This window comes from Pseudomonas sp. MT92 (genome assembly GCF_058792515.1).
In genome coordinates this window covers 334571-356372 of sequence record NZ_JBXAFA010000005.1, presented here as the reverse complement: position 1 = coordinate 356372, position 21802 = coordinate 334571, and the positions used below count along the sequence as shown (strand labels likewise).

Here is a 21802-nt window from a genome sequence, read left to right as displayed (position 1 = left end):
GCGCAAGCGACCTGCTTATACAGGCTCACTCACCACTCACTGAAACGTTCGACAGCATTGAGTGGATCTGCTGAGTGGCCTCCTGCGTTCTTGAAGCGAGCTTTTTTACTTCATCAGCCACAACAGAAAACCCACGCCCCGAATCCCCTGCCCTCGCCGCTTCAATCGCGGCATTAAGCGCGAGCATGGTTGTTTGATCTGCAATGGCCTTTATCACTCCAAGAGCAGTGGAAATTTGAGCATAGGTTGCCTGCATGGCCGCCTGCTCCCGCTGACGTAACTCGATGGCATGCCGCTCGGAAGAAATGTCTCGAACGGCGCCAATCAGCCTGCAGACCTTGCCGTCAGCCCCCGTCATGGCCCGCCCCCGCTCTCGATACCAAACCATACCCCGCTGCTTATGCCTCATTTGATACTCAACGACGTAATGGTCGGCGCTTTGCGGAGCCCGTACGTATTCTTCGATAATCTTCAGCATCCTGGGGAGATCGTCGGGATCAACGATCTGGTTATACGTTTCCCAGCCATCGAGAAACTCCGAATCAGAATAGCCAACCAGTTCCTTGAACTGACGAGACCAACGAAGCTCATTGGAGGGATGCTCCAGGTCTCCGTCAACGATCTTGAGATCCCAACAGCCTTCCGTGAGGGTCTGTTTGACAAGCTCCCACACTTGCGCTTCCCCACTCAGTGCAGTCAACTCCTTATTGATCGACTCGAAGGCCAAGTTTTTCTCAGCGGAACATTGATTCAGGTATGCGACCTCACTTGTCAGTGCGCTGATTTTATCCGCGCTGGCGGTTGCGTTTTGCGCCCCGTTCTCTTGCGCCTGCTTCAGGCTCTCAACCTGGTCCTCCAACGCTTTTATCCGCTCGGCCAGAGCGAACACATTTGAATGCGTCGTAGCATGACCATTTTTCAACAACTGCAAACTGTCCGGGGTCAGAGGCTCTTGCCCCAGCAGTGCATGCAGGGCGCGATCCACCTCATTAAACTCTGCACTCAATAAACCTTTGAACCACATCACGTTGCTCCTTTGCTGCGCAACTCAGCCATAGTTTTCTGGTGCTTCCGACCTTCAAGCTGACATCGGCACGCTAGAGACAGCCAACAATTGGAATGCCCTCAGAAACAAAAAAAACGCCCTTCTTAAAGAGCGTTTTGATTACGTCGGAAACTATGCGGTGGTTCTTCGAACCGAGCCGGTTACAACGCCCCCCCTCGATGGAATTGCGTCTCCGTAAATGGCTGCGCTGCGTAAATGAGGGCGGGCAATCCACATGTAGAGGAAGCCGACCGCGATGACAGCGAAGGAAGACAACACAACAATCCAGTTGTCATACCAAAGTGCATTGGGTGTGCGTGGCCAGCCGATGTTCACCATAGCCGCAACCCCATAGACGAGCGCGCCAACGTTGGTGATCAAACCAAGCGATCCAAGCTGGTACTCGCCGCTTGGTTTCCAGCCTTTCAAGCGAGCTCGCAGAGCAGCAAGAACAACCATCTGGAACGCGATATAGATGCCTACCGCCGAGAAGGAAATAATCTTCAACAGCGCATCAGCAGAAATCATCGAGCCGACGACAATCACACCAGGCAAAAGCGCCGACAACAACAAGGCATAAGGCGGGACATGACGCTCATGAGAAAACCTGGAAAGCAGGCCGCTGGCAAAAATCATCTTGTCGCGAGCGTACGCATAGATCAGTCGACTGGCCGCAGCTTGCAGGCTCATCACGCAAGAGAGGAAGGAGATCAGCACGACGCACAGCACTGCAGTGGATCCCACCGGGCCAAACGCATTGGCCAGAATGGCGGACACTGGATCAGCAAGAGTGCCATTGATAACCGCGCCAATATCGACCACCGACATAATCAGGGCAAAGCAGACGAAGGTGGCTGCAACACCGCCAATGTAAATCGTGCGACGCATCGATTTGGGGATACGCAGACCGGGCTCCGGGACTTCCTCGGCGACATCGCCACAGGCCTCGAATCCGTAGTACTGGAAGACACCGATAAGGCTAGCGGCCAGGAATGCTGCGGTGTATGAGCCGGTACTCTCCGAACCGAACGTATTGAAGAAAATGCTCATATCGTGGTGACGCTCAAACACCAGCAGGTACACGCCTACCACCAACGCCCCCATTATTTCGGCGAAGAACCCGATCAGCGCTGCCTGCGCCAAGACCTTGGTGCCCATCATGTTGATGGCTGTCGCAATGGCCAGGATCACCAATGCACAGATTACGTTTGCACCCACCGTAGGCTCGAACCCGACAACTGAAGCGGTGTATGGCGCTGCGCCATATGCCACCCCTGCAATGGTCGAGAACATCGCCATCACGTAAACCCACCCTGTCATCCATGCCCACTTGCGACCCCAAAGGCGACGCGCCCAGGGGTATACACCTCCTGCGAGCGGGAATTGGGAGACGATCTCACCAAACACGAGCGCCACCAGAAGTTGGCCAACACCGGCGATGAGCAATGCCCAAATCATCGGAGGGCCGCCCAGCATCAGAGATGAGGCGAACAGGGTGTAAATGCCGACGACCGGCGAGAGATAAGTGAAGCCCAACGCAAAGTTCGCCCAAAGGCTCATATCGCGTTTGAATTCGGACTGGTATCCCAGGGATGCAAGACGCTCGGCGTCAGCGTCAACCGGGGAATTCACGGGATGATTCGTCATGGTGCAACCTCGTATTTTTGTGTTCTCGGCAGCGACGTAGAAGGGGGGGCCATCTAGCATTTTTTTGCTCTTGTAAACGCGAACGCTCATCGCAGGCCTAGAAATACCGCCAAATACATTTGAAGTCAAAGGAAAATGTTTTACCTCTGAGCTATTGGTAAAAATCCCCGTAAAGGCTGGTCAAAAACCTGATACAGGCACCAAACCAACAACCAAAACACGAAAAAATCGGCCAGACATGATCAAAAAAACGGCAGATATCGTTGACAATACATATGGATTAGAATTTTATATGATGCAGCGCCAGGCATGCAGCCGGCCTTGACCCATCAGGAGGCTTCTCATGCGTGAAATAATCGGTGCATTCGAGATCGGAGTGATGCCGGCCCCAGAGGCGGAGGAGCTGATCAGTGAATCCAAAACAGATCAACGAAACGCTTGGCCACTGCTCGCCGCATTGTTCGTTCAGGTTTTTGCCTGCCTGAGTCTGGCTCGTTGAGGATCCGAGCTTGCCCAAGCCCTTTCCTGGCTCAAAAAAAGCCGCTATCGCTAGCGGCTTTATTATTTATACGAACGCCCTGGCATCCGCTGGACCGACCTTCGGAGCGGCGAAGAACGCCCGCTCACCGATTTGCTCTCTGACCTTGCTTACGATGTAGGCGCCGATAGGAATGGCCGAGGTGGCGGCTGGGGAAGGTGCGTTACACACATTCACGCTCCTCTTCGTATTGACGAACAAGAAGTCATCAATCAGCTTACCGCTGTTCGAAACAGCCTGGGCACGAACCCCGGCGGGGTACGGTGTCAGATCCTCTTTATTGATCGACGGACAGTATTTCTGCACTTGCTTGAGATAGCCGCTCTTGAACAGAGAATTCCTCATCTCTATCAGGCCAGGTTTGAAGTTTGCCTTCAAAACCTTCAAGACTCCGAGCGAGGTGAAGATTTCAAACATATCCCCCAGGGAGAAATCAGTTTTCTTGTACCCCTCACGCTTGAGCGCCAATACAGCGTTCGGCCCTACGGTGACAGTGCCGTCAATCATACGAGTCAGATGCACACCCAAAAATGGCATCGACGGATCAGGGATGGGGTAGATCAAGTGATTGACGATCTGATTGTGTTGCTTGGGCAACAGGTAGTATTCGCCCCTGAAAGGACAAATCTGGAACTCGGGTTCGAGCCCCAGCATCCTGACGACCCGATCAGCCATCAGGCCTGAGCATGAAATCAGAAAACGGGCCTGGTAAATGCCTGTCGACGTCGTGACCACGACCTCGTCCGCTCGCTCATCGAGAGCGGTCACTTCAGAGTTGTAGCGAATGACGCCGCCCGCTTTCGTAAACTCTGCAGCCATCTGTCGAGTGACTTCGGCGTAACTCACGATGCCACTGGAAGGGACGAAGATTCCCGCCAACCCGACAATATTCGGTTCTCTTTCCCGAAGCTCGGCAGCTGAAAGCCATTCACGCTCAAGGCCATTGGCCTCAGTGCGCTCCCAAAGGGCTTTCATTCGTTCCTTCTCAATTTCATTCGTCGCCACAAGCATTTTGCCGCAGGCGTCATAACGAATTCCGTGCTGATCACAGAAGGCTTTCGTTGCCCGGTTTCCTTCCAGGCAAAACTTGGCTTTCAGACTGCCAGGCGTGTAGTAAACACCCGCATGGATCACCCCACTGTTATGACCGGTCTGATGCTGGGCAGGACCCGATTCTTTTTCCAGCAACAGAATTTTTGCATCCGGGTATTCAGATGCCATTTGCATGGCTGTAGACATTCCCACAATGCCGCCACCAATGATTACAAAGTCGTACACAGCTATCACCTCACAAGGATGGCGGACAGGGAACGGGCCGCAGTCGCCTGCGGCCCCTCCGTCAATTAGTTGGATGTCTGGCCGTGGTGGTGACCCACCTTCGGATAGCTGAAGTAGCCGCGTTGACGCATCAGTTCGCGACGCAGGCCTGGATGCGCTGCGAAGCGGTCGCGTCCGTGAAGCCAGAACAAGTTGTTGATCAACACGAACGAACCCACCGCAACGGGAATAGACAACTTCGCCTGACTGGTTTCCAGCGACTCACCGAGTTCGAAAAGCCAGGTGCCCTCTTCGAAGTTTTCAGGCTGAACAAATTGATCGATGTAGCGCATGGTCGGACGCCCCTCACCATCCGTATCAAAGATGGAATGGAACACGTCCTCTTTGACGTTCTTGCTCGGTGGAGCTGTCCAGCGCAGGGAGCGGCGAGCCAATGGGTGCTTGTAGAACTTATTCAGATCAGCCCAGTCGTCGAGGTGCAACAGCAAGGAGTTGCCACCTTCCATGTTTTGCTCGTCGATCTTCATCATCAGGACGTAGTCAGTGATCTGATTCACGAACGTTCCGTCGTTGTGCAGCTCCATCACACGATGTGGCGCACGCAGGTAGCTGTCCGAGTTATCAACGTTCTCTACGACGAAGCGTGCATAAAACTGGCCGCTCATCGCATCGAAATTAGAACGCCCCAGCAGGTGCGCTACGGCGGTTGAAAACTTGACCATGTCTTCTGCCTGGGAGACATCGTTCAGCCCTTCCGGCTTCACCAACAGACCACCCGTTTCGCGATCCATCAGCGTGTTGACCAAAACCGGACGCAGCGTCTCGCCACAAATTCCGTCCAGGATTTTGCCAATCTGAAAACGCAAAAACGACTTGTACTCAAGTGCCTGAACTGGCCATTGGGACACGGCAGAGAGAAACGCGTCGACGGTGACCTTGGGGAATGTGAGCTCCAGGAAGCGCTTGGACTGAGCAGAAGGCTTGAGAGAGAAACCCACGCACTCAGTGGGCTGTTGCATTACCGGAGCGTTGATCTGAGAGAAGGCGTTCATTGCTGTGTCCTGGCGTAGTGAGTGTGGGCGCTTTCCAGGGCGTCTGGTGAAGCGACGGGCAAAAAATATCGCCACTAAATAAAAATGTCTATATTTTTAAAATACGTAGATAGAAAATGATTTAGTAGCCATTCGGCGAGCCTTTTGAAATGTGGGTATGATTAGGAAAATTTGACGATGAGTGGTCGCTATGGAAGAGCTTGAGCCAAAGCAGAAATCTACTTTCGATGGTTACGAAAGGCTCAAGAAGGACATTATTCGTGGCGTATTTCCGGCTGGACAAAAGCTGCTGATGAGCGCCCTGAAAGATCGATATGGTCTTGGGGTTGGCCCACTCAGAGAGGCTTTGTCTCAGCTCGTCGCGGAACACCTGGTCATTGCGATTAACCAGAAAGGCTATCGGGTAGCCCCCATGTCGTTGGAAGAAATGCGCGACATCTACGACGCGCGCGCCAACCTGGAAGCCATGATCCTCACGCTCGCGATCGAACGAGGCGATGACTCGTGGGAAGCCTCGATCCTGGCGCGAACTCACACGCTATCGAAAGTCATGGAGCTCAGAACGCAGGAGCAAATGCTCGAGATATGGGACTCTCGACATAAGGCGTTTCATAGTGCGATAGCCTCCGGGTGCGGATCCAAGCATCTGCTGCAACTAAGATCGCAACTGCTGGACCAGGCTGAGAGGTACAGACACCTGTGGCTCAAAAGCACTGTCTTTTCCGAAGAGGCACTTCGTCAAAAAAGGGTCGAGCATGCAACCCTCGTTGACGCAATCCTTGCTCGCGATGCGGTAAAGGCGAGCGCCCTGATGAGGGAACATCTGATGACACCTGTTCCTATCATTTCAGAAATAATTAAAAACTCGATGCCGGCATTACACACGTAGTCCACAAATGAAAGGGGCCTCTGAACAAGCCCCTTTTGCATTCAAACTACCTTGGCCGAATTCACAGACCTCAAGGACGCGCGATGATATTGCAATACAGGCCAGTGACGGCGGCTGACATCAAAACCATCTGCAGCTTTCCCCTTAACGCTCAGGAACTGTTTTATATGTTCCCGAAAGCTCAATACCCTCTGACGGAAGCTCAGCTGTCTAACGCGATTACTCAACGATTCGACTCGACGATTGTCGAGGCCGGGAACAGCGTCGTTGGCTTTGCCAACTTTTATCGGGCTGAGACGGGTGGGGTTTGCTGTATCGGCAATGTCATCGTTGCCCAGCAGGCACGAGGTAAAGGTGTGGCGACCTTCATCGTGGAGACGATGACGGCTCTGGCGTTCGAGCGCTATGACGCCAAAGAGGTGCAGATCTCGTGTTTCAATGAAAATACCGCTGGCTTGTTGCTTTATCCAAAACTCGGCTTCTTGCCCTTTGCTGTCGAAGAGAGAACGTCTCTGGATGGTCGCAGATCAGCGCTCATCCATATGACCCGCAGTCGAGCGGGCCGACCAGAATAGTCACCTTGAAAGCCCGCTCATGATCGGGTTCAGGTGCTTCAGTACTGAATGGCAGGCGAACGTGTGACCCCCGGACTGGCCGAAGAACGCGAATGGCCGATGATGTTGCTGGTTGGTGTTTAGCGTTGAACTGACCCCTTGCCGGCCCCGGCACTCGTATTGTTTGCGTATAGATCCGCGCACGCCCGTAAAGAAGCCATCGTGCTGCGTTGAACCCACTGGCAGATACCTTATGCTCCGGGCTCACCTTCCGCCCCCCGAGATCAACATGCAAAATTCAGAGTTGGGAATCATGATCATTTCATTGATCGGGTTGTTCGGCTTTGCTTCGTTTGTTTTTGAGTACTTGAGCGCCAGACGCTCGAAGAGAAGTAAACCGCAGTGATGTTTCCAGGCGATCAAAAAAAGGGGGCAGATGCATCATCTACCCCCTTTCTTGCATCAGCGCGTCGCCACCAGAAACAACCGCGGAAACGGCAGCAGCACCCAACCATCGGCCTGCGCCGGATAAGCCTGCTCGACGGCGGTCAGATACAGCTTCAGATATTCAGCCCGTTCCGCCTCATCCAGTGGATCGAGAAACGGCCGCAAACCACTGCCCTTGAACCACTCGACCACGCCCGAAGCACCGCCTGCGAGTGGATGATGATACGTGGTGCGCCACACATCGACCCGAGCGCAGTGAGGTTTGAGCATTGAGTAATAGCCGCTGGCATCGGCCATCTGCGTGCGTTGACCGGACGCGCCGGTCAGTTTGGTAGCCCAGGGACCACTCGCCGCCACTTCGCGCATCAAGCGATGCGAGGGTTCATTGAGATTGTCCGGCATCTGGATCGCCAGGCTGCCACCCGGTGCAAGTTTGCTCACCAATGAAGGCAGCAACGTGCCGTGATCAGGCAGCCACTGCAACACCGCATTGGCGAAAATCACATCGAATGGGCCAGTTTCGTTCCAGCGATCAATGTCCGCGATATCGAACCGCACCTGCGGCAAACGCTTGCGGGCGGCCTCGATCATGTCGGTCGAACTGTCCAGCCCGCGCACCGTGGCGTTGGCAAAGCGCTCCACCAGCAACTCGGTCGAGTTACCGGGACCACATCCGATATCGATCGCCGAGCGCACATCACCGGCGGGAATGGCCGCCAGCAGGTCACGGGCGGGACGGGTGCGTTCATCTTCAAAAGCGACGTACTGTTTGGCGGACCAACTCATTGCGTTCTCCTGTCGGTGCGTTGTCCTTGGACCGCTACGATACCGCGACAGGCGAGACCAAAGGTTTCAGAACACAGACTTTTGCGCCGCACCGTCACTCCCGCCGAATTTTCTTCCCGCCCCCACTGCCTGAAATTCACGCGCCCTCAGATAAGGAACACGGCCATGAAATCCGCAAAAAATCGCCCAGAAACTTGCCCTGTGGACCGGCAGTCCCAAGACGTTCATCGGGGCGATCATTCTGATTTTCCTGTGGGGACTGAGCGGGCGGCACTGGGTCACCCGCGTGATCGAACGATCTAACGACTGGCTTGCAATGCCCTGGCCATCTGCAGGTGATGTTGCAGCTTGGGCAACGTCTCTTCAGCGAACGCCTTGATCTCAGGCACATCCGTGGTTTGCGCTTCCTGCTGAAGCTGTGCGATGGCTTCTTCGGTGGACTTCACCTGACTGGCCGCATAGGCCTCATCGAAGTTCGCGCCGTCCAAGACTTGCGGCATCAAGGCCTTGGCCTTATCGGCCACCTGCTCACGCGGGGCCACCGGCAAATCCAGCTGTTTGGCGATTTTTGCCAGGTGTTGGTTGGCGGTGGTGCGATCGTTGATCACGACGATGGTGTAGTCCTTGACCTCTTTGGATTCCGACTTCTGGTGCGCCAGACGACTGGTCTCGATATCGGCGATGCCCTGGGCCGACGCATCGTTGATGAACTCGGCGGGGGACTGGGCGAAGGCACTGCTGGCACACAGGCCCAGTAACGTGGCGAAACCGGTGTTGCGTATTTGGGTGGCCATCCGCTTCATGGTCGCGCCCTCCTCAGTAAACATTCAAACGGGAGCTTTCGCCCCCGCTTCTCAATCAAAACCACCTTCGTCCACTACTTGGATTTCTGTCCGGGCTTGCGACCCATGTCGGGTTTCGCTGGCTCTTTATCGACAGTCGTGGTGGTGGTTTTCCCACTCTTGCGACCGGCTTCAGACGCCTTGGTTCGATCGTTGGCGAAATTTCCCGAGTTCGAGTTTCTTGAATTAGGCATGATTCTCTACCTCTTGGTGATGATCGCGGCGAGCTGGCGCCCGCATAGAATCTGAATGGGCGCGATGCAAAAGGTTTAGAAAAAAACGGCGATGCCACGACGAACGGTGAGCGCGATTCAGACGAGCCGCAGGTGATGCTCGCGCTTGGCGGTGTACATCGCCTCATCGGCGTGCCTGAACAGCTGTTTTTCTTCAGTGCCATGCTCGGGGTACTGGGCGACGCCGATGCTTGGCTGAATGTTGAGGCTGTGGCCGTCCAGGCGCAGGGGTTGGGCCAGCACCTGACGGATTTTCACGGCCACGCCGTCGGCATCTCCCGAAGCGTGAATACTGTGTAACAACACCACAAACTCATCGCCGCCAATACGCGCCACCGTATCGGTTTCACGCACGCAGCCCTTGAGCCGATTGGCCACGGTTTGCAGCAACATGTCGCCAACCGCATGCCCGTGGGTGTCGTTGACCTCCTTGAAGCGGTCAAGATCGACATACAGCAAAGCCAAGCGTCCGCAGTCGTCACGCGCCGCTTCCAATGCAGCCTTGAGCCGGTCGCGCAACAATTCGCGGTTAGGCAGTTGCGTCAGTTGGTCGTACTGGGCCATGCGCTCCAGGCGCGCGTGCAATTGCTTGCGCTCGATCGCAGTCGCGACCTGCGCGCAGACGTACTGCAACAACTCTTTATCCTGCTCGGTGTAGCGCTCACTGCCCGGCATGCTTTTGACGATCAGCGCGCCAATGGTGCCGTTTTGCGAGTTCAGCGGCACGCCGAGCCAGCACGGCGTGTTCTGCGCGCTCTCTTGCCTCTCGAACCCCGCAGGTCGATCCTCCTGATCCGGGGTCAGCAGGATCGGCTGGCCGCTGCGGACCACCTCGGCACACAGGCGGCCGGTCATCGTGCAAGGCTGCTCGGGTTCGTGGGCATCAACGTGATAGGGGAAACTCAGCTCGGCACCGTGATCGTCATACAACGCCACGGAAAAATTCAGCGCTGGCAGCCATTCGCCAATGATCAGATGAATACGCTTGAACAGCGCCAATAGATCTTCCGCTGCATGCGCCGCCTCGGAAATCGCATACAGCGCTGCTTGCCGGGACTCGGCTTGCTTGCGCTCGGTGATGTCACGCGCCACGGCGATGCGCAATTGATCGACCTCCGACCAGCGTGCCGACCAGAGGATGTGCGCCACCCGGCCATCCTTGCGCAGGTAGCGGTTTTCGAAATTGAGCCGGGGCTCACCGCCCATGATCTCCCGGGCGGCATCGAGGGTGCGCTGACGATCGGCCGGGTGCACCAGCTCGATCATCGGTCGACCGATCAACTCTTCAGGGCTGTAGCCGAAAATGCGCTCGCAGGCGGCACTGACAAAAACGAAGCGACCTTGTTTGTCGACCGCGCAAACGGCGTCCAGCAAGAGGTCGATGTAGCTCGCCAGCGGCGCGGAATTTCTGGTGGTCATGGCGCTGAATGCATGTCCGGACAATGCGGTAATAAAAAACATCCCTGACCGTTAGAACCTGTGTCACCGAGGCTTCCCTGTACCCGGCTTCAAGCCTTGTTCGTCACCAGGCCCGGTACGGCATGCACCAGGGCGTTGATGGCGAAACCGATGAACATTAACCCGCAAAGCCGGGTGATGGCCAGTTCATGGCGCTGATACAAGGTACGCACCCGCTGCGCACCGACGACGCCAATGAGAATAGCGTAGGCGATAAGACCGCCCACGAAACTCAGCAGGATCAGCCACGGCAACATCGACCAGGTCAGTAATTCTGCTCGGCTCGACAACAAGGCGGTAAACGTGGCCACGGCCACCGGGTAAGCCTTCGGATTGGTCAGGCCAAACAGGATGCCATGCCAGAACGGCTGCCGCGCCGGCCCTTGCGGCGCCTGGGCACTGCTGCGACGCGCCCGCACCGCACGCCAGCCGAGCCAGAACAGATAGAGCCCGCTGAGCACGCCCAGCACATCGAACGCCGTGCTGCCGATCTCCCGCGCCCCGACAATCGCCACCAGCGCAGTGCCGCACCAGACCACGTCCCCCAGCAAATGCCCGCAGAGGAACCCCGCCCCGGCCCGTCGCCCATGGGCCGCGCCAATGCCGAATACGGCCAGCACGCCGGGGCCTGGCGTAATCCCGTAAATAAAACCCGAGGCAAGAACAGCCATTAACAGCGACGGGGTCATGGGAAGTCCTTTTGAACTGTTTGGTGAGTGGGCGCCAGTCTATATCAGCTCATTGGGCATTGATTGACTGATCGTCGAAGAACTTCATCAGCGTTTTATCCCCTCTGCGATTCGTTGATTCAACCAGTTCAACGCCTGATCCCCGCCCCGCCGCTGGTGCCACGCCAACACAAAGGTAAACGACGGAATATGAAACGGCGCAGGCACGACGATCAGCGACGCCTCGTCGAGGTCGCGCAAGCCGCGGGAGGCAACGGTCAAAATCAAATCCGTGCCACTGATCAACTGCGGGGCGACATTCCAGTGCGGCAGGCTGACCGCCACGCGCCGCCGTTCATGCAGCGCGGTCAGGGCGCGCTCGATTTCCGGCGTGCCACTGCCGCGCATTTCCAGCAAAACGTGGGGGCGCGCCAGGTAGGCCGGCAGGTCGAGGGTTGCGTCGGCCGGCAAACTGTCGCGATCCACCAGGCAGGCGTAGTGCTCTTCGAACAGCGGGGTGCTGCGTAGCTCGTTGGGCATCTCCGGAAACACACCGACGGCGATGTCGATGTCACCGTTGAGTATCCCGTCGAGCATGCCTTCGCGGCTGGCGTGACTGATTTGCAGATCGATGCCCGGAGCTTCACTTCGCAACGTGCGGATCAAGCCAGGCAGGACGATGGCGGCACCGTAATCGGACATGGCCAGGCGAAAGGTGCGCCGGGTGGTCGCCGGATCAAAGGCATTGGGCGCCAGCAGCGATTGCACCTGGGCCAGGGCTTCGGTCAACGGCGCCATAAGCTCCATCGCCCGCGAGGTCGGCACCAGGCCGGCACCTGCCCGCACCAACAACGGATCGCCCAGCAGATCGCGCAAACGCGCCAGGGCATGGCTGACGGCCGGCTGACTCAGGTGCAGACGTGCAGCCGCCCGGGTGACGTGTTGCTCGCTGAGCAAGGCGTCAAGAATCACCAGCAAATTGAGATCGATGCGGCGCAGATCATTCATTCGATGCATGCTCTGGATAGCAAAACGGAATTTAAATCTGCGTGACGAATACTCTAGAGTCCAGCAAAACCTGCTGGAGAATGATCATGAGTACGTTGCATGGGATCGGCCTGTTATTGCTGGCCGTGATTGCCGGGGCGGTGGTGCCTTTTCAGAGTGCGATCAACGCGAACCTTGGACGGGGCCTGGGACATCCGTTATGGGCCACCTTGGCCTCGTTGCTGGTGAGTATCCTCGTGCTGTTGCCGATCATGCTGGCGATGCGCGTGCCGTTTCCATCAGTGGCGTTCATCAGCAAGGCGCCCCTTTGGATGTGGGCCGGCGGTGCGTTCGGGGTCTGCTTCATTTCCCTGGCCCTGGTGCTACTGCCCAAACTCGGCGCCTCGGGGTTCATGGCGTTGGCGCTGGCCGGGCAAGTGGTCGCGTCATTGGTGCTGGATCACTTCGGGTGGTTTGGGTTGGTGCAGCGGCAGGTGAGCTTGCCAAGGGTATTGGGCGCCTTGCTATTGATTGGCGGTGTGGTGTTGATTCAGTTTGGTGGAACACATGACAAAGCACTGGCGGCGGTGGGTTAAGGGATCGCCACAAGGTCATGCTGACGAGAAGTATTGGCGGGACCGCCAGCCCTCAGCCCTGGCCGCTGTCATTGTCATGCACGTTGCTGGCCTTGGGCGCGCTGCTTTGCGTGGTGCTCGCGCCCGGCCGCCAAAACGTCTAGAACGCGTTGCGGAAAATCTCTTCGATCTGCCGCTGATCCGCCGCCCGGGGGTTGGTCACGCCGCATGCATCTTTCAGGGCGTTGCTGGCCAGGGTCGGGATGTCGTTGAGCCGGACGCCGAGCTCACGCAAACCGGCGGGGATGTCCACATCGCGGGCAAGGCGGCGGATGGCCTCGATGGCCGCCTGGGCGCCCTCTTCCGGGCTGAATCCGCGAATGTCGGCGCCCATGGCGTGGGCCACGTCGGTCAGGCGAACGGCGCAGACCTGGGCATTGAAGCTTTGCACGTGGGGTAACAGCACTGCGTTGCACACGCCATGGGGCAAGTCGTAGAAGCCACCCAACTGGTGAGCCATGGCATGCACGAAGCCAAGGGACGCATTGTTGAACGCCATGCCCGCCAGAAACTGCGCGTACGCCATGCCTTCCCGCGCCCCCAGGTTTTCACCGTCCTCCACCACCAGGCGCAGGTTATGGCTGATCAGGGTGATGGCCTTCAGGGCGCAGGCATCGGTGATCGGAGTGGCAGCGGTGGACACGTAGGCTTCGATGGCGTGGGTCAGGGCATCCATGCCGGTGGCGGCCGTCAGGCCCTTGGGCATGGCGATCATCAGGTCCGGATCGTTAACCGACAGCAGCGGCGTGACGTTGCGATCGACAATGGCCATTTTCACGTGCCGCGATTCATCGGTGATGATGCAGAACCGGGTCATTTCGCTGGCCGTGCCGGCCGTGGTGTTGATGGCAATCAACGGCAGTTGCGGTTTAGTGGACCGATCGACGCCCTCGTAGTCGCGAATCTGCCCGCCGTTGGTCGCGCACAGGGCGATCCCCTTGGCACAGTCGTGGGGCGAGCCCCCGCCCAGGGACACCACGAAGTCACACCGGGTCTCCTTGAGCAGACCCAGGCCGTGCTCGACGTTGGCGATGCTGGGGTTGGGTTTGGCGCCGTCGAAGATCACCGAATCGATGTCCTGCAGCGCCAGTTTCCCGGCAATCATGCTCGCCACGCCGGCCTTGGCCAGCCCGGCGTCGGTGACGATGAACGCCTTTCGAAAACCGTACTGACGGATGGCGTCCATGGCTTCGTCCAGGCAACCGATGCCCATGATGTTCACGGCGGGGATAAAAAACGTACTACTCATGCGCGAGTCTCCTGACGAGGGGGCAGACCGGCAGCACCGATCCTCTGAAGGCGCTCAGGATCGACCCGTCGCCACGACTGCATGTTGATCTGGCTCAACGTCCGGTCGTGATAAAGTCGCCGCCCATCAGACCTTTTGCTTCGAGACGACAAACGCAATGACCGATTTACAGGATGTCGACGCCCAACTTGAAGACTGGAACGCCTTGCGCTCAAGCGCTGCGTTCGCCGGCTTGCTGGTGGGCAACGGCGCCAGCCGCGCCGTGTGGGACGATTTCGGCTACGACTCGCTGTTCGAGAACGCCCGCACCGTCGAAGAAAAGCCCCTGAGCCAATCGGAATTGAGTGTGTTCGATGCGCTGCAAACCCGCAGTTTCGAACAAGTGCTCAGCGCGCTGAAAACCACCAGCCGGGTCAACAAGGCCCTGGCCGTCAGCTCCGCCGCCCCGCGCAATCGTTACTACGCGATCAAGGAAGCCTTGATCAACACCGTGCACGCGGTGCATATCCCGTGGCGGTTGGTCCAGTCCTCGACCCTGGGCTCGATCAATCAGGAACTGGCCCGCTACCGCACGGTATTCACCACCAACTACGATCTGCTCAATTACTGGGCGATCCAGCACTCGCCGCAGGCGATCACCGATCTGTTCCAGGGTGACGAGCCCGGATTCGACCTCAGCGCCACCGCCACCGACAAAACCCGCTTACTGTACCTGCACGGTGGCCTGCACCTGGTGCGCAATCAGGACGGCACGGCGCGCAAGCTGATGTCGACCGAGGGCACATTGCTGGGTAATTTCGCGATCAACAATACGATCAAGACCCTCGACGACGTGCCGCTGTTCGTCAACGAAGGGCCGAGCGCGGACAAGCTCAAGACCATTCGCAGCTCGGATTATCTGTCGTTCTGCTACGACCAGTTACTGGGTCATGGCGAAGGCTTGTGCATTTTCGGCCATGCCCTGGGTGAGCAGGACAACCACATCGTGCACGCCTTGCGTCAGGCGAAACCGCAGCTGGTGGCGATCTCGATCTATCCGCGCAGCAAGGCGTTTATCCAGCATCAGAAGCGCTATTACGCGAAGGTGTTTGAGGGGACGGGTGTTGAGTTGCGCTTTTTTGACTCGAAGACCCATGCACTGGGTAGCCCGAAGCTGACCGTTCCGGTCGAAGTCTGAGGCCAACACCTGACCGGTGGCGAGGGAGCAAGCACCCTCGCCACAAAAGCGCCAGGGCTCATTCTTCGCTGCTGTGCACCACCACCAGCAACTGCGCCTGAACCTCTCCCACTGACCGTATCCGGTGCGGTTTTTGCGCGTTGAAGTGCAGCGCGTCACCGCGATCGAGCAGCACTCGCTCGTTCATGAAGTCCACTTCCACCTGCCCCTCGTGGACGAACAGAAACTCCTCCCCGGTGTGTTCCTTGAAGGCTTTGTCGGTGAATTCGGCGGGCGGGTAAATGATGAACGGCAGCAGGCTGCGTTCACTGACCTGATGGGCCAGCACCGCGTAACCGGGACTTTGATCGTTGGCCGCCAGGGACTGGCGCTCATGGCTGCGCACCAGGCTGTAGCTGTCGAGGCTGACCTTGTCCTCGGAAAACAACTCCTCGACCTTCACGTTCAGCGCCTTGGCCAGTTTCAGGGCGGCCGCGATCGACGGCGTGTTCAGCCCGCGCTCGACTTTCGACAGATAGCTCTTGGTCATACCGGATTTTTCGGCCAAGGCTTCGAGTGTCACGCCAAGTTTTTTTCTGAGTAATTTCAAACGGATAGACATGTGGAGCGATTAATCCATCAAGGAGCCGACGATTTGTCCTTGCCAATGACACAAAGTGTCATATAGCCTCTTTAGTGTCATCTGCATGAATCACCCCAAAGGACACCGATATGGCCAAGACCTTAGCACTGCCCAAAGAGCAACTGGTCAAGCAAGCGCTGACCCAGATGCAAAACACCCTCGCGGATAATACGTGGACCGACCGGCAAAAGCTGGCCCTGACGTGCCGCATTCTGTTCGAGAACGGCCATGATTCCGGACTGGCCGGGCAAATCACCGCCCGCGGCCCGCAGCCAGGCACCTATTACACTCAACAACTGGGCCTGGGCTTTGACGAAATCACCGCGAGCAACCTGCTGCTGGTCAATGAAGACCTGGAGGTGCTCGCCGGCCATGGCATGCCCAATCCGGCCAACCGTTTCCACAGTTGGGTGTATCGCGCCCGGCCGGATGTGAACTGCATCATTCACACCCACCCGACCCACGTTGCGGCCTTGTCGATGCTGGAAGTGCCGCTGCAGATTTCCCACATGGACCTCTGCCCGCTCTACGACGACTGCGCGTTTCTCGAAGGCTGGCCTGGTGTGCCGGTCGGGAATGAAGAAGGCGAGTTGATTGCCGGGGCTCTGGGCGACAAAAGGGCGATCCTGCTTTCCCACCACGGCCAACTGTCCACCGGCGGCACCATCGAGCAAGCCTGTGTGATTGCCCAACTGATCGAACGCGCCGCCAGGCTGCAACTGCTGGCGATGAGCGCCGGGACCATCCAGCCGATCATCCCCGAGCTGGGCCGTGAAGCCCATGACTGGATCGACCGGCCCAAGCGACACGCCGCCGCTTTCAACTACTACGCCCGGCAGAACCTGCGTCAACACGCCGATTGCCTGAACTGAACCCCGACCTTTTATTACGGAGAGACACCATGTCGAGCACAACCATTCACGGCATCATCGGCTACACCATCACGCCTTTCACCGCCAAGGGTGAAAGTGTCGACCTCGACGCGCTCGGGCGCTCCATCGACCATTTGATCGACAGCGGCGTGCATGCCATCGCCCCACTGGGCAGCACCGGGGAAGGCGCCTACCTGAGCGACGCCGAGTGGGATCAAGTCGCCGAATTCAGTATCAGGCAAGTGGCCAAACGCGTGCCGACCATTGTCAGCGTGTCCGATCTGACCACTGCCAAAGCCGTGCGCCGCGCACGTTTCGCCGAAGCCCAGGGTGCCGATGCGGTGATGGTGTTGCCAACCGCCTACTGGAAACTCAGCGAAGCGGAAATCCTCGCCCACTACCGCGCCATCGGCGATAGCATCGGTGTGCCGATCATGCTCTACAACAACCCGGCCACCAGCGGCACCGACATGTCGGTGGACCTGATTTTGCGCATCGTCAAAGGCGTGGAAAACGTGACCATGGTCAAGGAGAGCACCGGCGACATCCAGCGCATGCATCAACTGCAACGCCTGGGCGAAGGTCAGGTGCCGTTTTACAACGGTTGCAACCCGTTGGCGCTGGAAGCGTTTGCCGCCGGGGCCAAAGGCTGGTGCACGGCGGCACCAAACCTGATCCCGCAGCTCAACCTCGACTTGTATCAGGCGGTGCTGGAAAACGACTTGAGCAAGGCGCGCGAGCTGTTCTATCGCCAGTTGCCCTTGCTGGACTTCATTCTCAAGGGTGGCCTGCCGGCGACCATCAAGGCTGGGTTGCGTGCCACCGGGCTGGAATCGGGCGATCCGCGGCTACCGGTTTTTCCGTTGAGTGAGGCTGGACGCGATCAGCTCCAGGGGCTGTTGAACACTCTGCGCTGATTTCCAACCTCAAAAAAACACTGTGGGATCGAGCCGGCCCGATCCCACAAGTGCCTCAAAGCACTGGCAACGTCTTGTCCTTGACCACCTTGGTTGGCCCGTTGGCCTTCACACTGGCGATGCCTTTTTCCAGAGCGGTCGCAGAAGAAAAGGCCTCGCTGGTGCCGATGACCTCGTGGTTAACGGCCTTGAGGTTGAAATAAGGGTGGCCATCCCGGGTGGTTTTTTTCTCGTAACGCTCATCCATCGGGCTGTTGGCCTGCACCGCCGCGATGCCTTTATCGGCGGCGGCGCGCGTGCTGTAGTGCTCGCTGGTCAGAATGGTCTCGGCATTGGCCGCCTTCAGTACAAACCTGAATTGCCCGCTGATGCTTTTGCTCACTTCGTACCATCCGGACATGCTCTTTCTCCTTTGGCGATTGAGAGGTTGCGCGCTTCAGAGTAAAGATCAGGCCGGGGTGTTTGTCGCCTGTACCGGCCCGCGATGGGGCCGGCCGGTTCGAAGCACATCTATTTATTTCGCCGCTGCCCGCACCACCGACAACTCCGGTGCCTGAGTCCGCCGCTGACTCAAATACCGCGTGCAACTGACCCGCAAGAACGAGGCGAAATTGACCACCTCGCCGCGGTAGTCCATCACCTCTTCATACAGCTTGGCGATCAACTGGTTGGTGGTCATGCCGTCGACCTCGGCAATTTCGCTGAGGATGTCCCAGAACTGATTCTCCAGCCGCAGGGTGGTGACCACTCCGCAGATGCGCAGCGAGCGGGAGCGCGATTCGTAGAGAATCGGGTCAGCTTTGACGTAGAGCTCGCACATGGAAAGGTCCCTCGTTACAGCGTGATTTTGGTGCCCAGCAACCCAAGGAAACCCGCCAGCCAGTTCGGGTGGGCAGGCCAGGCCGGCGCGGTGGCCAGATTGCCTTGAACGTGGCCGTCCGTCACCGGAATATCGATATACGTACCGCCAGCCAGGCGCACTTCCGGCGCGCAGGCCGGGTAAGCACTGCACTCACGGCCTTCGAGAATCCCTGCCGCCGCCAGCAACTGCGCGCCGTGGCACACGGCGGCAATCGGTTTGCCGGCCTTGTCGAAATCCCGTACCAGCTCCAGGACTTTTTCGTTCAGCCGCAGGTACTCCGGCGCACGACCACCAGGCACCAGCAGCGCGTCGTAGTCCGCTGCCGCGACCTTGGCGAAGTCGAAGTTCAGGGCAAACAGGTGACCGGGTTTTTCGCTGTAGGTCTGGTCGCCTTCGAAGTCATGGATCGCCGTGCGCACGGTCTGGCCGGCGGTTTTGTCCGGGCACACCGCATGTACCGTATGACCCACCATCAACAACGCCTGGAAAGGCACCATCACTTCGTAGTCTTCGACGTAATCGCCAACCAGCATCAGAATTTTTTTAGCAGCCATGGGGAGGACTCCTCTGGAAAACGTGGGCTTGCAGGAGTATTCAAGGTAGTCCTTATCCGGCGGGTCGGGTAATAACCTGCTACTACCTGATGGACCGCGTTACCGTTCTTCGCGGGCTTGCCCGCGAAGGCGTCCTCAAACTGTACGGATAACTCTGCACCTAGCTGTAACAGCGCGCCCCCCGCCATTTATGGCTAGATGAAGGCACCTCCCACCCCCCTCGATTCTGGTTGCCATCATGTCCTCCCGCGAAAACACCGGCATGGCCCTTGGCCTGCTCGGCGTTGTGATCTTCAGCCTCACCCTGCCCTTCACACGAATCGTCGTGCAAGAGCTCCACCCACTGCTCAACGGCTTGGGCCGGGCCCTGTTCGCGGCGATTCCCGCAGCACTGCTGTTGCTCTGGCGTCGTGAGAAATGGCCGACCTGGAAGCAGGTCAAAGGCCTGACCCTGGTGATTGCCGGGGTGATCCTGGGCTTCCCGGTGTTGTCGGCCTGGGCCATGCAAACCTTGCCGGCGTCCCATGGCGCCCTGGTCAATGGCCTACAGCCCCTGTGCGTGGCGTTGTACGCGGCGTGGCTGTCCCATGAACGACCGTCGAAGGCGTTCTGGGCCTGCGCCGCACTGGGCAGTGCGTTGGTGTTGGGGTATGCGCTGATCAGCGGTGCCGGGAGCATTCAGGCCGGCGATTTGCTGATGCTCGGAGCGATTGCCGCGGGCGGCCTGGGGTATGCCGAAGGGGGACGCCTGGCCAAGGAAATGGGCGGCTGGCAAGTGATCTGCTGGGCGCTGGTGCTCTCGACGCCTTTGCTGATCGGGCCGGTGGTGTACCTGGCGCTGCAACATCAAGGCGAGATCTCGGCGAAAACCTGGTGGGCTTTCGGCTATGTCTCGCTGTTTTCGCAGTTCATCGGGTTCTTTGCCTGGTACGCCGGTCTGGCCATGGGCGGGATTGCGCGGGTCAGTCAGATCCAGTTGCTGCAAATCTTCTTCACCATCGCCTTCTCGGCGCTGTTCTTCGGCGAACACGTCGAGCCGATCACCTGGCTGTTTGCTGCGGGGGTGATCGTGACGGTGATGTTGGGACGCAAGACCGCCATCAAACCCGCGCGCATTGCCACCGCATAAATCCTGTGGGAGCCCTCTTCCTGGTGGTTGCGTCCCCGTCCTCGCCATCGCCAGCAAGCCGGCTCCTGCATGGGATCAGAGATAGCCGTCCGCCCGCAGCAGGGTTTCCAGGCAATGCTCGCTGATGTGATAGAAATCCTTCAGCTCCTGGATCTTCACCAACAGCTGGGCCGGGTCCACCGGCTCGGCGCGTTTGACCGCCAGGATCATCTTGTTCTTGTTGGTATGGTCCAGTGAGATGAACTCGAACACCTTGGTCTCGTAACCGCAGGCTTCGAGGAACAGCGCACGCAGACTGTCGGTCACCATCTCAGCCTGCTGGCCCAGGTGCAAACCGTACTGCAGCATCGGTTTGAGCAATGCCGGGCTCTGGATTTGCAGGCGAATCTGTTTATGGCAGCACGGCGAGCACATGATGATCGACGCGCCGGAACGGATACCGGTGTGAATCGCGTAGTCGGTGGCGATGTCACAGGCGTGCAGCGCGATCATGACGTCCAGCTCGCTCGGCGCCACGCTGCGCACGTCACCACACTTGAAGACCAGCCCCGGATGCTCGAGCTTGGCCGCGGCGGCATTGCAGAGGGTGACCATGTCCTCACGCAACTCGACACCGGTCACTTCGCCCTCGGCGTTCAAGGTATTGCGCAGGTAATCGTGAATGGCAAAGGTCAGGTAACCCTTGCCCGAACCGAAGTCCGCCACGCGCACGGGCTTGTCCAGCGCCAAGGGTGACGAGGTCAGGGCGTGGCTGAACACTTCGATGAATTTGTTGATCTGCTTCCACTTGCGCGACATTGCCGGGATCAACTCGTGTTGCCTGTTGGTCACGCCAAGGTCGGCGAGAAACGGTCGGTTCAGGTCGAGGAAGCGGTTTTTCTCACGGTTGTGCTCGGCGGACGGCACTTCACGCAATTGCTGGGGTTTGCTCTTGAACAGCGAAGGCTTGCCCTTTTTGCTGTATTCGAGCTGGGCTTCATCGGTCAACGACAGTAAATGCGCATTCTTGAACGACGCGGGAAGCAGTTCGGCAATGCTTGCCACCCCTTCGGCCAGCGGCAGGTTCTTGGTGATGTCGCGGGTTTTGTAGCGATAGACGAAGGACAGGCAAGGCTGCGACTTGACGGTCACCGGCTTGATGATGATCCGCTGCAGCTCCGCCTCTTCGCCGACGTATTTGGCCAGCACCAGTTTGATGAAGGCATTCTGATCGAGGCTCGATTGCAGCAAGTCGATGAATTGAGCGTGATGATCCGGCGCGAGGCTGGCGGGAGTGGCGGTGACAGACATGGAAAAACGGCCTCGGGCGATACGAATCGGGGGAATGCCGGGTATTTTAGGGGGGCCGGGGGTTTTGGGCA

General features: G+C 58.1%; 24 protein-coding genes and 1 pseudogene. 9 read left to right on the top strand and 16 right to left on the bottom strand.

Annotation, left to right across the window (positions count from 1 at the left end):
* Positions 1-25: 25 nt before the first annotated feature.
* Positions 26-1024, bottom strand: a complete 999-nt coding sequence (locus AC1Q6D_RS12070) for a methyl-accepting chemotaxis protein (RefSeq protein WP_103406594.1) — start codon at positions 1022-1024, stop codon at positions 26-28.
* 153 nt (positions 1025-1177) lie between these two features.
* Positions 1178-2692 (bottom strand): APC family permease, encoded by a 1515-nt coding sequence (locus tag AC1Q6D_RS12065; protein ID WP_103406604.1) that lies wholly within the window; start codon positions 2690-2692, stop codon positions 1178-1180.
* A 343-nt stretch (positions 2693-3035) separates the two neighbouring features.
* Here AC1Q6D_RS12065 and AC1Q6D_RS12060 point away from each other — a divergent pair, with 343 nt between their 5' ends.
* The gene (locus tag AC1Q6D_RS12060; protein ID WP_158249417.1) at positions 3036-3191 is read left to right on the top strand and encodes a hypothetical protein; all 156 of its coding nucleotides are present in this window, start codon (positions 3036-3038) and stop codon (positions 3189-3191) included.
* A gap of 66 nt (positions 3192-3257) precedes the next feature.
* On the opposite strand, the gene lhgO is transcribed toward AC1Q6D_RS12060, so the two are convergent.
* A complete protein-coding gene (gene lhgO, locus AC1Q6D_RS12055) occupies positions 3258-4508 on the bottom strand; it encodes an L-2-hydroxyglutarate oxidase (protein WP_103406593.1) in 1251 nt (416 codons plus the stop codon).
* 65 nt (positions 4509-4573) lie between these two features.
* Complete coding sequence (glaH, locus tag AC1Q6D_RS12050) at positions 4574-5560, bottom strand: glutarate dioxygenase GlaH (RefSeq protein WP_103406592.1); 987 nt, start codon at positions 5558-5560, stop codon at positions 4574-4576.
* A gap of 190 nt (positions 5561-5750) precedes the next feature.
* Here glaH and csiR point away from each other — a divergent pair, with 190 nt between their 5' ends.
* Both csiR and AC1Q6D_RS12040 read left to right on the top strand, forming a co-directional pair.
* A complete protein-coding gene (gene csiR, locus AC1Q6D_RS12045; protein WP_103406591.1) occupies positions 5751-6449 on the top strand; it encodes a DNA-binding transcriptional regulator CsiR in 699 nt (232 codons plus the stop codon).
* A gap of 83 nt (positions 6450-6532) precedes the next feature.
* On the top strand, positions 6533-7024 hold the full coding sequence (locus AC1Q6D_RS12040; RefSeq protein ID WP_103406590.1) for a GNAT family N-acetyltransferase: 492 nt from the start codon (positions 6533-6535) through the stop codon (positions 7022-7024).
* 441 nt (positions 7025-7465) lie between these two features.
* On the opposite strand, the gene tam is transcribed toward AC1Q6D_RS12040, so the two are convergent.
* Positions 7466-8236 carry a trans-aconitate 2-methyltransferase gene (gene tam / locus AC1Q6D_RS12035; protein ID WP_103406589.1) on the bottom strand — a complete coding sequence of 257 codons (771 nt, stop codon included), beginning with the start codon at positions 8234-8236 and terminating at the stop codon, positions 7466-7468.
* Positions 8237-8417: 181 nt separating this feature from the next.
* Here tam and AC1Q6D_RS12030 point away from each other — a divergent pair.
* Positions 8418-8504, top strand: a pseudogene (locus AC1Q6D_RS12030) (low affinity iron permease family protein); the annotation flags it as partial.
* 31 nt (positions 8505-8535) lie between these two features.
* Here AC1Q6D_RS12030 and AC1Q6D_RS12025 read toward each other — a convergent pair.
* The 5 genes from AC1Q6D_RS12025 to AC1Q6D_RS12005 all read right to left on the bottom strand — a co-directional run bounded on the left by AC1Q6D_RS12025 (position 8536) and on the right by AC1Q6D_RS12005 (position 12454).
* Positions 8536-9039, bottom strand: coding sequence for a DUF4142 domain-containing protein (locus AC1Q6D_RS12025; protein ID WP_103406588.1), 504 nt, complete (start codon positions 9037-9039; stop codon positions 8536-8538).
* A 74-nt stretch (positions 9040-9113) separates the two neighbouring features.
* Positions 9114-9272 carry a con-10 family general stress protein gene (locus tag AC1Q6D_RS12020; RefSeq protein ID WP_103406587.1) on the bottom strand — a complete coding sequence of 53 codons (159 nt, stop codon included), beginning with the start codon at positions 9270-9272 and terminating at the stop codon, positions 9114-9116.
* A gap of 117 nt (positions 9273-9389) precedes the next feature.
* Positions 9390-10730, bottom strand: a complete 1341-nt coding sequence (locus AC1Q6D_RS12015) for a sensor domain-containing protein (protein WP_103406603.1) — start codon at positions 10728-10730, stop codon at positions 9390-9392.
* Positions 10731-10819: 89 nt separating this feature from the next.
* A complete protein-coding gene (locus tag AC1Q6D_RS12010; RefSeq protein ID WP_103406586.1) occupies positions 10820-11458 on the bottom strand; it encodes a LysE family translocator in 639 nt (212 codons plus the stop codon).
* Between the two features lie 87 nt (positions 11459-11545).
* Positions 11546-12454 carry a LysR family transcriptional regulator gene (locus AC1Q6D_RS12005; protein WP_103406585.1) on the bottom strand — a complete coding sequence of 303 codons (909 nt, stop codon included), beginning with the start codon at positions 12452-12454 and terminating at the stop codon, positions 11546-11548.
* Positions 12455-12531: 77 nt separating this feature from the next.
* Between AC1Q6D_RS12005 and AC1Q6D_RS12000 the strand changes: the two genes are divergently transcribed.
* Positions 12532-13020, top strand: a complete 489-nt coding sequence (locus AC1Q6D_RS12000) for a DMT family transporter (RefSeq protein WP_103406584.1) — start codon at positions 12532-12534, stop codon at positions 13018-13020.
* A 139-nt stretch (positions 13021-13159) separates the two neighbouring features.
* On the opposite strand, the gene yiaY is transcribed toward AC1Q6D_RS12000, so the two are convergent.
* Positions 13160-14308 (bottom strand): L-threonine dehydrogenase, encoded by a 1149-nt coding sequence (gene yiaY / locus AC1Q6D_RS11995; protein WP_103406583.1) that lies wholly within the window; start codon positions 14306-14308, stop codon positions 13160-13162.
* A 157-nt stretch (positions 14309-14465) separates the two neighbouring features.
* Here yiaY and AC1Q6D_RS11990 point away from each other — a divergent pair, with 157 nt between their 5' ends.
* Positions 14466-15485 carry a DUF4917 family protein gene (locus AC1Q6D_RS11990; RefSeq protein WP_103406582.1) on the top strand — a complete coding sequence of 340 codons (1020 nt, stop codon included), beginning with the start codon at positions 14466-14468 and terminating at the stop codon, positions 15483-15485.
* 58 nt (positions 15486-15543) lie between these two features.
* On the opposite strand, the gene AC1Q6D_RS11985 is transcribed toward AC1Q6D_RS11990, so the two are convergent.
* The gene (locus tag AC1Q6D_RS11985; protein WP_103406581.1) at positions 15544-16086 is read right to left on the bottom strand and encodes a helix-turn-helix domain-containing protein; all 543 of its coding nucleotides are present in this window, start codon (positions 16084-16086) and stop codon (positions 15544-15546) included.
* A gap of 110 nt (positions 16087-16196) precedes the next feature.
* Between AC1Q6D_RS11985 and AC1Q6D_RS11980 the strand changes: the two genes are divergently transcribed.
* The gene (locus tag AC1Q6D_RS11980; RefSeq protein ID WP_103406580.1) at positions 16197-16979 is read left to right on the top strand and encodes an aldolase; all 783 of its coding nucleotides are present in this window, start codon (positions 16197-16199) and stop codon (positions 16977-16979) included.
* 29 nt (positions 16980-17008) lie between these two features.
* Entirely contained in the window at positions 17009-17896 is an 888-nt protein-coding gene (locus AC1Q6D_RS11975; protein WP_103406579.1) for a dihydrodipicolinate synthase family protein, read from the top strand.
* Positions 17897-17951: 55 nt separating this feature from the next.
* Here the strand turns inward: AC1Q6D_RS11975 and AC1Q6D_RS11970 are convergent, their stop codons facing one another.
* From AC1Q6D_RS11970 to AC1Q6D_RS11960, 3 genes are all read right to left on the bottom strand, one after another.
* Complete coding sequence (locus tag AC1Q6D_RS11970) at positions 17952-18296, bottom strand: YegP family protein (protein ID WP_103406578.1); 345 nt, start codon at positions 18294-18296, stop codon at positions 17952-17954.
* Positions 18297-18410: 114 nt separating this feature from the next.
* Positions 18411-18716: a ribbon-helix-helix domain-containing protein gene (locus AC1Q6D_RS11965; RefSeq protein WP_103406577.1), complete on the bottom strand. Its 306-nt coding sequence runs from the start codon at positions 18714-18716 to the stop codon at positions 18411-18413.
* Positions 18717-18730: 14 nt separating this feature from the next.
* Positions 18731-19312, bottom strand: a complete 582-nt coding sequence (locus tag AC1Q6D_RS11960; RefSeq protein WP_047526566.1) for a DJ-1/PfpI family protein — start codon at positions 19310-19312, stop codon at positions 18731-18733.
* 238 nt (positions 19313-19550) lie between these two features.
* Here AC1Q6D_RS11960 and AC1Q6D_RS11955 point away from each other — a divergent pair, with 238 nt between their 5' ends.
* Entirely contained in the window at positions 19551-20441 is an 891-nt protein-coding gene (locus AC1Q6D_RS11955) for a DMT family transporter (protein ID WP_103406576.1), read from the top strand.
* A 75-nt stretch (positions 20442-20516) separates the two neighbouring features.
* Here AC1Q6D_RS11955 and AC1Q6D_RS11950 read toward each other — a convergent pair whose 3' ends face one another.
* Positions 20517-21731 (bottom strand): class I SAM-dependent methyltransferase, encoded by a 1215-nt coding sequence (locus AC1Q6D_RS11950; RefSeq protein ID WP_103406575.1) that lies wholly within the window; start codon positions 21729-21731, stop codon positions 20517-20519.
* Positions 21732-21802 lie beyond the last annotated feature (71 nt).

Excerpts from the sequence above, each read along its gene's own strand:
- AC1Q6D_RS12070 (WP_103406594.1), bottom strand. The coding sequence starts at position 1,024 with ATGTGGTTCAAAGGTTTATTGAGTGCAGAGTTTAATGAGGTGGATCGC.
- AC1Q6D_RS12065 (WP_103406604.1), bottom strand. The coding sequence starts at position 2,692 with ATGACGAATCATCCCGTGAATTCCCCGGTTGACGCTGACGCCGAGCGT.
- AC1Q6D_RS12060 (WP_158249417.1), top strand. The coding sequence starts at position 3,036 with ATGCGTGAAATAATCGGTGCATTCGAGATCGGAGTGATGCCGGCCCCA.
- glaH (WP_103406592.1), bottom strand. The coding sequence starts at position 5,560 with ATGAACGCCTTCTCTCAGATCAACGCTCCGGTAATGCAACAGCCCACT.
- csiR (WP_103406591.1), top strand. The coding sequence starts at position 5,751 with ATGGAAGAGCTTGAGCCAAAGCAGAAATCTACTTTCGATGGTTACGAA.
- AC1Q6D_RS12040 (WP_103406590.1), top strand. The coding sequence starts at position 6,533 with ATGATATTGCAATACAGGCCAGTGACGGCGGCTGACATCAAAACCATC.
- tam (WP_103406589.1), bottom strand. The coding sequence starts at position 8,236 with ATGAGTTGGTCCGCCAAACAGTACGTCGCTTTTGAAGATGAACGCACC.
- AC1Q6D_RS12025 (WP_103406588.1), bottom strand. The coding sequence starts at position 9,039 with ATGAAGCGGATGGCCACCCAAATACGCAACACCGGTTTCGCCACGTTA.
- AC1Q6D_RS12020 (WP_103406587.1), bottom strand. The coding sequence starts at position 9,272 with ATGCCTAATTCAAGAAACTCGAACTCGGGAAATTTCGCCAACGATCGA.
- AC1Q6D_RS12015 (WP_103406603.1), bottom strand. The coding sequence starts at position 10,730 with ATGACCACCAGAAATTCCGCGCCGCTGGCGAGCTACATCGACCTCTTG.
- AC1Q6D_RS12010 (WP_103406586.1), bottom strand. The coding sequence starts at position 11,458 with ATGACCCCGTCGCTGTTAATGGCTGTTCTTGCCTCGGGTTTTATTTAC.
- AC1Q6D_RS12005 (WP_103406585.1), bottom strand. The coding sequence starts at position 12,454 with ATGCATCGAATGAATGATCTGCGCCGCATCGATCTCAATTTGCTGGTG.
- AC1Q6D_RS12000 (WP_103406584.1), top strand. The coding sequence starts at position 12,532 with ATGAGTACGTTGCATGGGATCGGCCTGTTATTGCTGGCCGTGATTGCC.
- yiaY (WP_103406583.1), bottom strand. The coding sequence starts at position 14,308 with ATGAGTAGTACGTTTTTTATCCCCGCCGTGAACATCATGGGCATCGGT.
- AC1Q6D_RS11990 (WP_103406582.1), top strand. The coding sequence starts at position 14,466 with ATGACCGATTTACAGGATGTCGACGCCCAACTTGAAGACTGGAACGCC.
- AC1Q6D_RS11985 (WP_103406581.1), bottom strand. The coding sequence starts at position 16,086 with ATGTCTATCCGTTTGAAATTACTCAGAAAAAAACTTGGCGTGACACTC.
- AC1Q6D_RS11980 (WP_103406580.1), top strand. The coding sequence starts at position 16,197 with ATGGCCAAGACCTTAGCACTGCCCAAAGAGCAACTGGTCAAGCAAGCG.
- AC1Q6D_RS11975 (WP_103406579.1), top strand. The coding sequence starts at position 17,009 with ATGTCGAGCACAACCATTCACGGCATCATCGGCTACACCATCACGCCT.
- AC1Q6D_RS11970 (WP_103406578.1), bottom strand. The coding sequence starts at position 18,296 with ATGTCCGGATGGTACGAAGTGAGCAAAAGCATCAGCGGGCAATTCAGG.
- AC1Q6D_RS11965 (WP_103406577.1), bottom strand. The coding sequence starts at position 18,716 with ATGTGCGAGCTCTACGTCAAAGCTGACCCGATTCTCTACGAATCGCGC.
- AC1Q6D_RS11960 (WP_047526566.1), bottom strand. The coding sequence starts at position 19,312 with ATGGCTGCTAAAAAAATTCTGATGCTGGTTGGCGATTACGTCGAAGAC.
- AC1Q6D_RS11955 (WP_103406576.1), top strand. The coding sequence starts at position 19,551 with ATGTCCTCCCGCGAAAACACCGGCATGGCCCTTGGCCTGCTCGGCGTT.
- AC1Q6D_RS11950 (WP_103406575.1), bottom strand. The coding sequence starts at position 21,731 with ATGTCTGTCACCGCCACTCCCGCCAGCCTCGCGCCGGATCATCACGCT.